The sequence below is a fragment of the Pseudomonas sp. GW821-FHT01D09 genome (genome assembly GCF_059422465.1).
In genome coordinates, this window is sequence record NZ_JBWKWY010000016.1 from 26,447 (window position 1) to 40,605 (window position 14,159).

The 14,159-nt window shown below is 62.4% G+C and carries 12 protein-coding genes and 1 other RNA gene; all 13 read left to right on the top strand.

The window, feature by feature from the left end:
- Nucleotides 1-75 precede the first annotated feature (75 nt).
- Nucleotides 76-429: RNase P RNA component class A (gene rnpB / locus AC07W7_RS15675), an RNA gene on the top strand.
- A 354-nt stretch (nt 430-783) separates the two neighbouring features.
- Nucleotides 784-1,239 (top strand): division/cell wall cluster transcriptional repressor MraZ, encoded by a 456-nt coding sequence (gene mraZ, locus AC07W7_RS15680; RefSeq protein WP_003171868.1) that lies wholly within the window; start codon nt 784-786, stop codon nt 1,237-1,239.
- Nucleotides 1,236-2,183 (top strand): 16S rRNA (cytosine(1402)-N(4))-methyltransferase RsmH, encoded by a 948-nt coding sequence (gene rsmH / locus AC07W7_RS15685; RefSeq protein WP_076963507.1) that lies wholly within the window; start codon nt 1,236-1,238, stop codon nt 2,181-2,183. The genes mraZ and rsmH overlap by 4 nt, the downstream gene beginning before the upstream one ends.
- The gene (gene ftsL / locus AC07W7_RS15690; protein ID WP_076963506.1) at nt 2,180-2,473 is read left to right on the top strand and encodes a cell division protein FtsL; all 294 of its coding nucleotides are present in this window, start codon (nt 2,180-2,182) and stop codon (nt 2,471-2,473) included. The genes rsmH and ftsL overlap by 4 nt, the downstream gene beginning before the upstream one ends.
- Nucleotides 2,473-4,215, top strand: a complete 1,743-nt coding sequence (locus tag AC07W7_RS15695) for a peptidoglycan D,D-transpeptidase FtsI family protein (RefSeq protein ID WP_162843722.1) — start codon at nt 2,473-2,475, stop codon at nt 4,213-4,215. Before ftsL ends, AC07W7_RS15695 begins: the two co-directional genes overlap by 1 nt.
- Complete coding sequence (locus AC07W7_RS15700) at nt 4,215-5,678, top strand: UDP-N-acetylmuramoyl-L-alanyl-D-glutamate--2,6-diaminopimelate ligase (protein WP_076963504.1); 1,464 nt, start codon at nt 4,215-4,217, stop codon at nt 5,676-5,678. Before AC07W7_RS15695 ends, AC07W7_RS15700 begins: the two co-directional genes overlap by 1 nt.
- Nucleotides 5,671-7,041, top strand: a complete 1,371-nt coding sequence (locus AC07W7_RS15705) for a UDP-N-acetylmuramoyl-tripeptide--D-alanyl-D-alanine ligase (RefSeq protein ID WP_169866232.1) — start codon at nt 5,671-5,673, stop codon at nt 7,039-7,041. The genes AC07W7_RS15700 and AC07W7_RS15705 overlap by 8 nt, the downstream gene beginning before the upstream one ends.
- Nucleotides 7,041-8,123, top strand: a complete 1,083-nt coding sequence (gene mraY, locus AC07W7_RS15710) for a phospho-N-acetylmuramoyl-pentapeptide-transferase (protein ID WP_029297824.1) — start codon at nt 7,041-7,043, stop codon at nt 8,121-8,123. The genes AC07W7_RS15705 and mraY overlap by 1 nt, the downstream gene beginning before the upstream one ends.
- A gap of 6 nt (nt 8,124-8,129) precedes the next feature.
- Complete coding sequence (gene murD, locus AC07W7_RS15715) at nt 8,130-9,476, top strand: UDP-N-acetylmuramoyl-L-alanine--D-glutamate ligase (protein WP_495039645.1); 1,347 nt, start codon at nt 8,130-8,132, stop codon at nt 9,474-9,476.
- The gene (gene ftsW / locus AC07W7_RS15720; protein WP_057958504.1) at nt 9,473-10,696 is read left to right on the top strand and encodes a putative lipid II flippase FtsW; all 1,224 of its coding nucleotides are present in this window, start codon (nt 9,473-9,475) and stop codon (nt 10,694-10,696) included. Before murD ends, ftsW begins: the two co-directional genes overlap by 4 nt.
- Nucleotides 10,686-11,756 (top strand): undecaprenyldiphospho-muramoylpentapeptide beta-N-acetylglucosaminyltransferase, encoded by a 1,071-nt coding sequence (gene murG, locus AC07W7_RS15725; protein WP_169866234.1) that lies wholly within the window; start codon nt 10,686-10,688, stop codon nt 11,754-11,756. Before ftsW ends, murG begins: the two co-directional genes overlap by 11 nt.
- On the top strand, nt 11,749-13,200 hold the full coding sequence (gene murC, locus AC07W7_RS15730) for a UDP-N-acetylmuramate--L-alanine ligase (protein ID WP_076963499.1): 1,452 nt from the start codon (nt 11,749-11,751) through the stop codon (nt 13,198-13,200). Before murG ends, murC begins: the two co-directional genes overlap by 8 nt.
- Nucleotides 13,197-14,156, top strand: coding sequence for a D-alanine--D-alanine ligase (locus tag AC07W7_RS15735; protein ID WP_099167637.1), 960 nt, complete (start codon nt 13,197-13,199; stop codon nt 14,154-14,156). The genes murC and AC07W7_RS15735 overlap by 4 nt, the downstream gene beginning before the upstream one ends.
- Nucleotides 14,157-14,159: the final 3 nt, after the last annotated feature.

A 14,159-nucleotide genomic window follows, 5' to 3' on the forward strand; every position in this document is an offset into this window, starting at 1 on the left:
GGCGTCGGAACATGATGGCAATGCTGTCTTTTAATACTTGTTCTAAGGCCGCCGTGCCGTTAACCTTCGCGGCGGAGAGTCGATTGGACAGTCGCTGCCCTCTATGAAAATTAGGGGGGGGAGGAAAGTCCGGGCTCCATAGGGCGAAGTGCCAGGTAATGCCTGGGGGGCGTGAGCCTACGGAAAGTGCCACAGAAAATAACCGCCTAAGCACTTCGGTGCCGGTAAGGGTGAAAAGGTGCGGTAAGAGCGCACCGCGCGACTGGCAACAGTTCGTGGCTAGGTAAACCCCACTTGGAGCAAGACCAAATAGGGTTCCAAGGCGTGGCCCGCGCTGGAACCGGGTAGGTTGCTAAAGATGTCCAGTGATGGCCATCGTAGACGAATGACTGTTCAAGACAGAACCCGGCTTATAGATCGACTCTCCACCTTTTTCCTTTTGCACGAGTCTCGGGCAGAAACCAGGTAGTAACGCAAGAATCCCTCCCTGCCAAATCATTGGCAGATGCGTCTTCGTAATACCGAAAAAATCTTACTCTTAATAAATTACTTTAAGTTCCAGCTCTAGCTCTTTGAGCTATTTGGGGTTGTTGAGTCAAAAACATCGCCGAACTCCCGTTTCTCCTCCTTTTACGCTCCTAAATCTCCGTTCTGTAAGGCTTTTCCTTTAATCCGCGCCTTGACGGTGTGGTGGGCGCATTCCTATAGTGTGCGCAAGTGGCGGAAAGTGGCACAAAGTGGGTTTTTTGAACGTAAAACGCTAAAATTTGGAGAAACGCACCTGTGTTTCGCGGAGCTAACGCTATCAGTCTCGATGCAAAAGGCCGTCTCGCCATGCCGAGCCGGTATCGTGACGAGCTCATTTCGCGAAGTTCCGGGCAATTAATCATCACGATTGATGCCGTTGACCCTTGTTTGTGTGTTTACCCCCTCGATGAGTGGGAGTTGATTGAAACCAAGTTGCGCGCTCTGCCTTCGTTGCGTGAAGAAAACCGTCGCCTGCAACGTTTGCTGATTGGTAATGCCGTCGATCTCGAACTCGATGGCAGTGGTCGTTTCCTGGTTCCACCGCGTCTGCGCGAATACGCCAAGCTCGATAAGCGCGCGATGCTGGTAGGCCAACTGAACAAGTTCCAATTGTGGGACGAAGATGCCTGGGATGCTGTGTCTGCAGCTGACCTGGCTGCTATTCAACAACCGGGCGCCATGCCTGATGAACTGCGTGATTTGATCCTGTGACTATTGATAGCGGCTTTAACCACATCACCGTGCTGCTTGACGAAGCCGTCGAGGCTCTCGCCGTGCGCCCTGATGGCTGCTATCTGGATGGCACGTTCGGGCGCGGTGGGCACAGCCGGTTGATCCTCAGCCGGCTCGGCCCGCAGGGCAAACTCCTTGGGTTCGACAAGGATCCCCAGGCGATTGCCACCGGGCAAGCGCTAGCGGCCGAAGACGGCCGCTTTGTCGTTGTGCAGCGCAGCTTCGCCGAGCTGGGCGCGGAAGTCGCCGAGCGGGGCATGGCGGGCAAGGTGGCCGGGGTCCTGCTGGACCTGGGCGTGTCCTCGCCGCAGCTGGACGACCCGGAGCGCGGCTTCAGTTTCATGAATGATGGCCCGCTGGACATGCGCATGGACCCGAGCCGTGGCATCAGCGCCGCGCAGTTCATCGCCACCGCGCCCCACGAAGAAATCACCCGTGTGTTCAAGGAATACGGCGAAGAGCGCTTCGCCGGCCGCATGGCGCGTGCCGTGGTCGAACGCCGGGAAATCCAGCCGTTCGAGCGCACCGCCGACCTGGCTGAAGTGCTGAAAGTCGCCAACCCGGCGTGGGAGAAGGGCAAGAACCCGGCAACCCGCGCATTCCAGGGCTTGCGCATTCACGTCAACAACGAATTGGGTGACCTGGAGGCTGGCCTTGAGGCGGCCCTGGAGTCCCTGGAAGTGGGTGGTCGCCTGGTGGTGATCAGCTTCCACTCCCTGGAAGACCGTATCGTCAAACTGTTTATGCGGCGTCTGGTCAAGGGCGAAACCGATAACCTGCCGCGCAACCTGCCGGTACGGTTTGAAGCCTTTGTGCCGAAAATCAAAGTCCATGGCAAAGCGCAGTTCGCATCCGAAGCCGAACTCAAGGCCAACCCACGTGCGCGCAGCGCCGTCATGCGCGTTGCGGAGAAGCTGCGGTGAGCAGGCTTTTCGCCAAGCCCCTGCCGGGCGGCAGCTTCTTTATGATGCTGCTGTACGTCGGCGTGCTGGTGTCCGCAATTGCGGTGTCCTACAGCGCCCACTGGAATCGCCAGTTGCTCAATAGCCTGTACGGCGAATTGAGCGTGCGCGACAAGGCCCAGGCGGAATGGGGCCGGTTGATCCTGGAGCAAAGCACCTGGACGGCCCACAGCCGCATCGAAGTGCTGGCCGCCGAACAGCTGAAGATGCATATTCCTGGCGCCGCGGAAGTCCGCATGGTGGCGCCATGATGAAACTCGAAGGCGCACTCTACCCGTGGCGCTTCCGCGTCGTGCTGGGCTTGCTCGCGTTGATGGTGGGCGCGATTGCCTGGCGCATCATCGACCTGCAAGTGGTGGATCGCGACTTCCTGATCGGCCAGGGCGATGCCCGCAGCCTGCGGCATATCCCGATTCCTGCGCACCGCGGGCTGATCACCGACCGTAACGGCGAGCCCCTGGCTGTCAGTACTCCGGTGACCACCCTGTGGGCCAATGCCAAGGAACTGCAAGTGGCCAAGGACAAATGGACCGAGCTGGCCCACGCCCTCGGCCAGGACCCCAAGGCCCTCAAGGACCGTCTTGAAGCCCAGGCCAATAAAGAATTCATCTATCTGGTTCGCGGCCTCACCCCTGAACAGGGTCAAGGCGTGCTCGACCTGAAAATCCCCGGTGTCTACGGCATTGAGGAGTTTCGGCGTTTCTACCCGGCCGGTGAGACCACTGCCCATATGGTGGGCTTCACCGACATTGACGATCATGGCCGCGAAGGGGTGGAACTGGCCTACGACGAGTGGCTGGCCGGGGTTCCCGGCAAGCGGCAGGTCATCAAGGATCGGCGCGGCAGACTGATCAAGGATGTCCAGGTCACCAAAAACGCCAAGGCCGGTAAGCCCTTGGCGTTGTCGATTGACCTGCGCCTGCAATACCTGGCCAACCGCGAGCTGCGCAACGCCATTATCGAGAACGGCGCCAAGGCCGGCAGCCTGGTGATCATGGACGTGAAGACCGGCGAGATCCTCGCCATGGTCAACCAGCCGACCTACAACCCGAATAACCGTCGCAACCTGCAACCGGCGATGATGCGCAACCGCGCGATGATCGACGTGTTCGAGCCGGGTTCGACCATGAAAGCTATCTCCATGAGTGCGGCCCTGGAGTCCGGGCGCTGGAAGCCTACCGACAAGGTCGAGGTCTATCCAGGCACCCTGCAACTGGGCAAATACACCATTCGCGACGTCTCCCGTAGCGAAGGCCCGGTGCTGGACCTGACCGGCATCCTGATCAACTCCAGTAACGTGGGCATGAGTAAAGTCGCCTTTGATATCGGCGGCGAGACCATCTACCACCTGGCGCAGAAGATCGGCCTGGGCCAACCCACGGGCCTGGACTTCCCGGGCGAGCGCGTCGGCAACCTGCCCAACTACCGTGAATGGCGCAAGGCCGAGACCGCGACCCTGTCCTACGGCTATGGCCTGTCGGTGACCGCGATCCAGCTGGCCCACGCCTTTTCCGTGCTGGCCAACAATGGCCGTATGACGCCGTTGAGCCTGATCCACGTGGACGAAGCGCCGAAATCCGAACAGGTCATCCCGGAAAACGTCGCCAAGACCATGCAGACCATGCTGCAACAAGTGATCGAGGCGCCACGCGGCGTGTTCCGTGCCCAGGTGCCGGCCTATCACGTGGCCGGCAAGTCTGGTACTGCGCGCAAGACCTCGGTAGGCACCAAGGGCTACGCGGAAAACTCCTACCGCTCGCTGTTCGCCGGCTTCGGTCCTATGAGCGACCCGCGCTACGCCATCGTGGTGGTCATCGACGAACCGAGCAAGGCCGGCTACTTCGGTGGCCTGGTCTCGGCGCCGGTCTTCAGCAAAGTCATGTCCGGCACCCTGCGTTTGATGAACATTACGCCGGATAACCTGCCGCCGACCCAACAAGCCAACGCCGGACCACCGGCTGCTGCTGTAAAAGCCAATGGAGGGCGCGGCTGATGTCTCTTAGCCTGAACAAGATTTTCGCCCACGCTGGCCGCGATCTGTTGATTCGCGAACTGAGCCTGGACAGCCGTAGCGTACGCGCCGGCGACCTGTTCCTGGCCGTGCCGGGCGGTAAGCTCGATGGCCGGGCCCATATTGCCGACGCCTTGCAACGCGGTGCGGCGGCCGTGGCCTATGAAGTCGAAGGCGCCACTGTATTACCGATGACCGATGTGCCGTTGATTCCGGTCAAGGGCCTGGCAGCGCAGCTGTCGGATATCGCCGGGCGTTTTTATGGCGACCCGAGCCGCCAGCTCAACCTGATTGGCGTCACCGGCACCAACGGCAAGACCAGCGTTACCCAACTGGTGGCCCAGGCGCTGGACCTCTTGGGGCAGCACTGCGGCATCGTTGGCACCCTGGGCACCGGTTTCTATGGCGCGCTGCAAAGCGGCCTGCACACCACGCCGAACCCGATTGCCGTACAGGCGACCCTGGCCGACCTGAAAAAGGCCGGGGCCAAGGCGGTGGCCATGGAAGTGTCGTCCCACGGCCTGGACCAGGGCCGGGTGAGTGCCCTGGCGTTCGACGTGGCGGTGATGACCAACCTGTCCCGCGACCACCTGGATTACCACGGCAGCATGCAGGCGTACGCCGCCGCCAAGGCCAAGCTGTTCGGCTGGACTGACCTGAAGTGCCGCGTGGTGAACCTCGATGACGCATTCGGTCGCCAACTGGCCGCCGAAAAAAGCGAAGCGCGCCTGATCAGCTACAGCCTGGAAGACGCCAGCGCCTACCTGTATTGCCGCGAAGCCCAGTTCAATGACGAAGGCGTACTCGCTACGCTGGTCACGCCCCAGGGCGAGCACCATTTGCGCAGCACCTTGCTCGGTCGCTTCAACCTGAGCAACGTCCTCGCGGCCATCGGCGCCTTGCTGGGCCTGGATTACGCCCTGGATGAGATCCTGCGTGTATTGCCCAAGCTCGAAGGCCCGGCCGGGCGCATGCAGCGCCTGGGTGGCGGGACGCAGCCACTGGTGGTGGTCGACTACGCCCACACCCCGGATGCCCTGGAAAAAGTCCTCGAAGCCCTGCGCCCTCATGCCAAGGGCAAGTTGCTGTGCCTGTTCGGCTGCGGCGGCGACCGCGATCGCGGCAAACGCCCGCTGATGGCCGAGATCGTCGAGCGCCTGGCCGACGGCGTGCTGGTCACCGATGACAACCCTCGCAGCGAAGCGCCGAGCCAGATTTTCGAGGATATCCGCGCCGGCTTCAAAGACGCCGCCCACGTGACGTTTGTGGCCGGTCGTGGCGCGGCCATTGCCCAATTGATTGCCAGCGCCAGCGCTGACGATGTGGTAGTCCTGGCCGGCAAAGGCCATGAGGACTACCAGGAAATCAACGGCGAGCGCCATGCCTTCTCCGATCTGGTCGAGGCTGATCGCGCCTTGACCGCGTGGGAGGTGGCCCATGCTTAAGGCCATGACGTTCAGCGCACTGACCCAGGCCTTGTCGGCCCGTGTGTTGTCGAGCGATTGCAGCTTCGACGGTGTCAGTATCGACAGTCGCAACATCAAGCCGGGGCAACTGTTTGTCGCCCTGGCCGGCCCGCGTTTCGACGGGCATGACTACTTGAATGAGGTGGCCGCCAAAGGCGCGGTCGGCGCCCTGGTGCAGCGTGAAGTCACTGACTCGACACTGCCGCAGTTGCTGGTGGCCGACACCCGCCTGGCCCTTGGCCAATTGGGCGCGCTGAACCGTGCTGCATTTACCAACCCGGTGGCGGCAATCACCGGTTCCAGCGGCAAGACCACGGTCAAGGAACTGCTCGCCGGTATCCTGCGTACGCGCGGGCCGGTGCTGGCCACCCGTGGCAACCTCAACAATGATTTTGGCGCACCGCTGACCTTGCTGGAACTGGCCCCGGAACATACCGCCGCCGTGATCGAGCTGGGCGCGTCGCGCATTGGCGAGATTGCCTACACCGTGGCCATGACCCGGCCGCACGTCGCCATTATCAACAACGCTGGGACCGCCCACGTTGGCGAGTTTGGCGGCCCCGAGAAGATCGTCCAGGCCAAGGGTGAAATCCTTGAAGGCCTGGACGCTTCCGGGACCGCAGTCCTGAACCTCGATGACAAGGCCTTTGAAACCTGGCGTGGACGTGCCGCCGGGCGCAAGGTCTTGAGCTTTGCCGTGCACAACGCCGCAGCCGACTTCCATGCCTCGAACATCACGCTCGACGCCCGTGGCTGCCCGGCCTTCACCCTGCACAGCCCGCAGGGTGACGAGCACGTGCAACTGAACCTGCTGGGCAACCATAACGTTGCCAACGCCCTGGCCGCCGCCGCCGCGGCTTATGCCCTGGGCGTGTCGCTGTTCGGCATTGCCACCGGCCTTGGCGCAGTGCAGCCGGTCAAGGGCCGCACCGTGGCGCAACTGGCGAGCAACGGCATGCGCGTGATTGACGACACTTACAACGCCAACCAGTCCTCGGTCTGCGCGGCCATTGACCTGCTCAAAGGCTTCGCCGGGCGCAAGGTCCTGGTACTGGGCGATATCGCCGAACTGGGCGACTGGGCCGAACAGTCCCACCGTGAAGTGGGTGCCTACGCCAGTGGCAAAGTCGACGCCCTCTACGCCGTCGGCCCGAACATGGCCCATGCCGTCGCTGCGTTCGGTGCAGGCGCGCGGCATTTCGCGAGCCAGGCCGAATTGATCCAGGCGCTGGGCGCGGCCGAACACGACAAACACACAACCATTTTGATCAAGGGATCGCGCAGCGCGGTGATGGAAAACGTCGTCGCGGCCTTGTGTGGCTCAAGTACGGAGAAACATTAATGCTGCTGCTGCTGGCTGAGTATCTGCAACAGTTCCACAAAGGCTTCGCGGTCTTTCAGTACCTGACCCTGCGCGGGATCCTGGGTGTGCTGACCGCGCTGTGTTTGTCGCTGTTCCTCGGGCCATGGATGATCCGTACTCTGCAAAACCTGCAGATCGGCCAGTCCGTGCGCAATGACGGCCCGCAGTCGCACTTGTCCAAGTCCGGCACACCGACCATGGGCGGCGCGTTGATCCTGTCGTCCATCGGCATCAGCACCTTGCTCTGGGCCGACCTGGCCAACCGCTATGTGTGGGTGGTGTTGCTGGTGACCCTGCTGTTCGGTGCCATCGGCTGGGTCGATGACTACCGCAAGGTGATCGAGAAGAACTCCAAGGGCCTGCCAAGCCGCTGGAAGTACTTCTGGCAATCGGTGTTCGGCCTGGGCGCGGCGATCTTCCTTTATATGACGGCGCCAAGCGCGGTGGAAACCACCCTGATTTTCCCGATGCTCAAGGATGCCAGCATCCCGTTGGGCATTGGCTTCGTGGTGTTGACCTACTTTGTGATCGTCGGCTCCAGCAACGCGGTCAACCTGACCGATGGCCTCGACGGCCTGGCGATCATGCCGACGGTGATGGTGGGCGGCGCCCTGGGCATCTTCTGCTACCTGTCGGGTAACGTGAAATTCGCCGAATACCTGCTGATCCCTTATGTCCCGGGCGCGGGTGAATTGATTGTGTTCTGCGGCGCGCTGATCGGTGCCGGGCTGGGCTTTTTGTGGTTCAACACCTATCCGGCCCAGGTGTTTATGGGCGACGTCGGCGCCCTGGCGCTGGGTGCGGCCCTGGGCACCATTGCCGTGATCGTGCGCCAGGAAATCGTCCTGTTCATCATGGGCGGTGTGTTCGTGATGGAAACCCTGTCGGTGGTGATCCAGGTGGCGTCCTTCAAGTTGACCGGCCGCCGCGTGTTTCGCATGGCGCCGATTCATCATCACTTTGAACTCAAGGGCTGGCCGGAGCCACGGGTAATCGTCCGTTTCTGGATCATCACCGTGATTCTTGTGCTGGTTGGCCTTGCCACCCTGAAACTGAGGTAGAAACGAGTGTCCCTGATCGCTTCAGACCACTTCCGCATCGTTGTCGGCCTCGGCAAGAGCGGCATGTCCCTGGTTCGCTTCCTGGCGAACCGGGGCACGTCGTTTGCCGTGGCCGATACGCGGGAAAATCCACCGGAGCTGGTCACGCTGCGCCGTGACTACCCGCACGTGGAAGTGCGTTGTGGCGAGTTGGATGTGGAATTTCTGTGCCGTGCCGACGAACTCTACGTGAGCCCCGGCCTGGCCCTGGCAACCCCGGCCCTGCAAGCGGCAGCGGCGCGTGGCGTGAAATTGTCCGGCGATATCGAGCTGTTTGCGCGTAACGCCAAGGCGCCCATCGTGGCAATCAGCGGTTCCAACGCCAAGAGCACTGTCACCACCCTGGTTGGCGAAATGGCGGCTGCGGCCGGCAAGCGCGTGGCGGTGGGCGGTAACCTCGGCACGCCGGCCCTGGATTTGCTCAGCGACGATATCGAGCTGTACGTCATGGAACTGTCGAGCTTCCAGCTGGAGACCACCGATCAGCTCGGCGCCGAAGTGGCCACCGTGTTGAACGTCAGCGAAGACCATATGGACCGCTACAGCGGCCTGCCGGCTTATCACCTGGCCAAGCACCGGATCTTCCGTGGTGCGCGGCAAGTGGTGGTCAATCGCCAGGATGCTCTGAGCCGTCCGTTGATGGGCGAGGGCCTACCATGCTGGACGTTTGGCCTGAGCAAACCCGATTTCAAGGCCTTTGGTATCCGTGAAGAGCATGGCGAGAAATACCTGGCCTTTGAATTCCAGAACCTGATGCCGGTGCGTGAACTGAAGATCCGTGGCGCCCACAACCAGTCCAATGCCCTGGCGGCCTTGGCGTTGGGGCATGCGGTCGGCTTGCCGTTCGACGCGATGCTGTCGAGCCTGCGCACCTTTGCCGGCCTCGAACACCGCTGCCAGTGGGTGCGCGACCTGGAGGGCGTGAGCTACTACAACGATTCCAAGGCCACCAATGTCGGCGCCGCGCTGGCCGCCATCGAAGGCCTGGGTGCCGATATCGACGGCAAGCTGCTGCTGATCGCTGGTGGCGATGGCAAGGGCGCCGACTTCAAGGACCTCAAGGGCCCGGTGGCTGCCCATTGCCGCGCCGTGGTGCTGATGGGCCGTGACAGCGACTTGATCGCCGCCGCCCTGGGCGACGCAGTGCCGCAAGTGCGCGCCACCTCCCTGGACGAGGCCATTGCCCAGTGCCGTGCCCTGGCCCAGCCCGGTGATGCCGTGCTGTTGTCGCCGGCGTGCGCCAGTTTCGACATGTTCAAGAACTACGAAGAGCGCGGCCAGTTGTTCGCCCGTGCCGTGGAGGGCTTGGCATGAGTCTGGACCTGAAGAACATCATCAAGCCGTACCCATCGCCGATCATTACCGGGCGCGGGATCGACCTCGACTTCCCGATGCTTGCCGGTTGCCTGGCGCTGCTGGGCCTGGGCCTGGTGATGATCACCTCGGCGTCCTCGGAAGTGGCCGCCGTGCAGTCGGGCAACACCCTGTACCACATGATCCGCCACCTGATTTACCTGGTGATCGGCCTCGGGGCGTGCATCGTCACCATGATGATCCCTATCGCCACCTGGCAGCGCCTGGGGTGGCTGATGCTGCTCGGTGCCTTCGGCCTGCTGGTGATGGTGATCGTCCCCGGCATTGGCCGCGAGGTGAACGGTTCGATGCGCTGGATCGGCTTCGGCGCGTTCAACGTACAACCTTCGGAAATCGCCAAGGTGTTCGTGGTGATTTACCTGGCCGGTTACCTGGTGCGTCGCCAGAAAGAAGTGCGGGAAAGCTGGATGGGCTTCTTCAAGCCGTTCATCGTGCTGCTGCCCATGGCTGGCCTGTTGCTGATGGAGCCGGACTTCGGCGCCACCGTGGTGATGATGGGCGCTGCGGCCGCGATGCTGTTCTTGGGTGGCGTTGGCTTGTTCCGCTTTGCCCTGATGGTTGGCCTGGCGGTGGCGGCCGTGACCATCCTGGTGCAGGCGCAACCCTACCGGATGGCACGCCTGATCACCTTTACCGACCCGTGGTCCGACCAGTTCGGCTCCGGCTACCAGTTGACCCAGGCGCTGATTGCCTTCGGTCGCGGCGAGTGGCTGGGCGTGGGCCTGGGCAACAGCGTGCAGAAGCAGTTCTACCTGCCGGAAGCCCATACCGACTTCGTGTTCTCGGTACTTGCCGAAGAACTGGGCGTGGTTGGCTCCCTGGCCACCGTCGGGTTGTTCGTGTTCGTCTGCGTGCGGGCCATGTACATCGGCCTGTGGGCCGAGAAAGCCAAACAGTTTTTTGCCGCCTATGTGGCGTACGGCCTGGCCTTCCTGTGGATCGGCCAGTTCCTGATCAACATCGGCGTGAACGTCGGCCTGCTGCCGACCAAGGGCTTGACCCTGCCGTTCCTCAGCTATGGCGGCAGTTCGTTGGTGATCTGCTGTGCCTGTCTGGGCTTGTTGCTGCGTATCGAGTGGGAGAGTCGAACCCATTTGGGCAGCGAAGAGATGGAATTTAGCGAGAGCGATTTTGCCGAGGAGCCGACCCATGGGCGCTAACGTGCTGATCATGGCTGGTGGCACCGGCGGCCACGTGTTCCCGGCGCTGGCCTGTGCCCGTGAGTTCCAGGCCCGCGGCTACACCGTGCATTGGCTGGGGACGCCCCGTGGCATCGAAAATGAATTGGTCCCGGCGGCCGGTTTGCCCCTGCACCTGATCAACGTCAGCGGCCTGCGCGGCAAGAGCAAGTTGTCGTTGCTCAAGGCACCGTTGGTGTTGCTCAAGGCGGTGTGGCAGGCGCGTAAGGTCATCCGTGAGTTGAAGCCGGTCTGCGTGCTGGGTTTTGGTGGCTATGTCACCGGTCCCGGCGGTGTGGCCGCGCGGTTGGCCGGTGTGCCGGTGATCGTCCACGAACAAAACGCTGTGGCCGGTACTGCCAACCGCCTGTTGGCGCCATTGGCGGCGCGGGTCTGCGAGGCATTCCCGAATACCTTTGCAGCCATGGACAAGCGCCGCACCACCGGTAACCCGGTGCGTACCGAACTGTTTATGGACATTGCCCGCCAGGCCCTGACCGGGCGCAAGGCGCACCTGCTGATCCTGGGTGGAAGCCTGGGCGCCGAGCCGTTGAACAAATTGCTGCCTGAGGCGCTGGCGCAACTGCCTGTGGACCTGCGTCCCGAGATCTTCCATCAGGCTGGCAAGCACCACGATGAAGTGACCGCTGGCCGCTACCGCGAGGCCGGGGTCGAGGCGACGGTCGAGCCCTTTATCAAAGACATGGCCCATGCCTATGGCTGGGCCGACCTGGTGGTCTGTCGCGCAGGTGCGTTGACCGTCAGTGAACTGGCTGCCGCCGGTCTGCCGTCCTTGCTGGTGCCCTTGCCCCATGCCATCGACGATCACCAGACCCGCAACGCCGAATATTTGGCCGGGGAGGGCGCTGCCTTCCTGCTGCCGCAAAGAACGACTGGCGCCGCCGACCTGGCCGCACGCCTGACTGAGGTTTTGATGCAACCCGAACGACTGAACAGCATGGCGAGTACCGCAAGCCGCCTGGCCAAACCCGACGCCACCCGCAGCGTGGTCGATATCTGCCTGGAGGTGGCCCATGGTTGAGAATCAAAAAGCCATGCCACAACCAGAAATGCGCCGCATCCGGCGCATCCACTTCGTCGGTATCGGCGGCGTGGGCATGTGCGGGATCGCCGAGGTGTTGCTGAACCTGGGTTACCAGGTCTCCGGTTCCGACCTCAAGACCTCGCCGGTCACCGAGCGCCTGGAGTCGTTTGGCGCGCAGATCTTTATCGGCCACCGTGCCGAGAACGCCGCGCAGGCCGATGTACTGGTGGTTTCCAGTGCCGTGAACACCACCAACCCGGAAGTGGCCACTGCCCTTGAGCGGCGCATTCCCGTGGTGCCCCGCGCCGAGATGCTGGCCGAGCTGATGCGCTACCGCCACGGTATCGCGGTCGCCGGCACCCACGGCAAGACCACCACCACCAGCCTGATCGCCTCGGTGTTCGCCGCCGGCGGCCTGGACCCGACCTTCGTGATCGGTGGCCGGCTGAATGCAGCAGGTACCAATGCACAACTGGGGACCAGCCGCTATCTGATCGCCGAAGCCGATGAGAGCGATGCCAGCTTCCTGCACCTGCAGCCGCTGGTGGCCGTGGTCACCAACATCGACGCCGACCATATGGCGACCTACGACGGTGACTTCAACAAGTTGAAGAAAACCTTCGTCGAGTTCCTGCATAACCTGCCGTTCTACGGTTTGGCCGTGGTGTGCCTGGACGATCCGGTGGTGCGAGAAATCCTGCCGCTGGTCAAGCGTCCTACCGTGACCTACGGCTTCAGCGAAGACGCCGACGTACGTGCGATCAATGTCCGTCAGCAAGGCATGCAGACCTTCTTTACCGTGCTGCGCCCGGATCGTGAACCCTTGGATGTGTCGGTGAACATGCCGGGCAACCACAATGTGCTCAATTCCCTGGCGACCATCTGCATCGCCACCGATGAGGGCGTCAGCGATGAAGCTATCGTCGAAGGCCTGTCGGGCTTTGCCGGCGTGGGCCGGCGCTTCCAGGTCTACGGCCAGTTGCCGGTAGACGGCGGCGACGTGATGCTGGTGGACGACTACGGTCACCACCCGACCGAAGTCGCGGCCGTGATCAAGGCTGTGCGCGGTGGCTGGCCGGAGCGTCGCCTGGTGATGGTCTACCAGCCGCACCGCTACAGCCGCACCCGCGATTTGTACGACGATTTTGTCAATGTATTGGCCGATGCCAACGTGTTGCTGCTGATGGAAGTCTACCCGGCCGGTGAAGAACCGATCCCCGGTGCCGACAGCCGCAAGCTGTGCAACAGCATCCGCCAGCGCGGGCAACTGGACCCGATCTATATCGAGCGGGGTGTGGACCTGGCGCCGATCGTCAAGCCGCTGCTGCGTGCCGGCGACATCCTGCTGTGCCAGGGTGCCGGTGATATCGGCGGCCTTGCCCCTAAATTGCTGGCGAGCCCGCTGTTTGCTGCCGCCGCTGTACAGGGGAAGTCGAAATGACTACGAACTACGGCTCCCTGTTCTCCACCATCGCGCCTGCCGACTTCGGCCGCGTAGCCGTGCTGTTCGGCGGCAAGAGCGCTGAGCGCGAAGTGTCGCTCAAGTCCGGCAATGCCGTGCTCCAGGCGCTGCAAAGCGCCGGGGTGAACGCTTTTGGCATCGACGTGGGCGATGACTTCCTCGCCCGCCTGCAGGCCGAGAAGATCGACCGCGCCTTCATCATTCTTCATGGCCGTGGCGGTGAAGACGGCAGCATGCAGGGCCTGCTGGAGTGCGCCGGCATTCCCTACACCGGCAGTGGCATCCTCGCCTCGGCCCTGGCCATGGACAAGTTGCGCACCAAGCAGGTGTGGCACAGCCTGGGCATTCCGACGCCGCGTCACCGCGTGTTGTGCAGTGAAGACGATTGTATTTCGGCGGCCAAGGAACTGGGCCTGCCTTTGATCGTCAAACCAGCCCATGAAGGCTCCAGTATCGGCATGGCCAAAGTGAACTCGGCCGCCGAATTGATCGACGCATGGAAAGCGGCCAGTACCTACGATTCGCAAGTGTTGGTGGAACAGTGGATCCAGGGTCCCGAGTACACCATCGCCACCCTGCGTGGCCAGGTATTGCCGCCCATCGCATTGGGCACGCCTCACACCTTTTATGATTACGACGCCAAGTACCTGGCTTCCGATACCCAGTACCGGATCCCATGCGGCCTCGATGCAACCAAAGAGCAGGAATTGATGGACCTCACGGCGCAAGCCTGTGAGGCGTTGGGTATCGCCGGTTGGGCGCGGGCAGACGTGATGCAGGATGACCAGGGGAACTTCTGGTTCCTGGAAGTCAACACCGCACCGGGCATGACCGACCACAGCCTGGTGCCCATGGCTGCACGCGCAGCCGGCCTGGACTTCCAGCAGTTGGTGCTGGCGATTCTGGCGGCTAGCTATATAGAGGCACGAGGTTAAGAC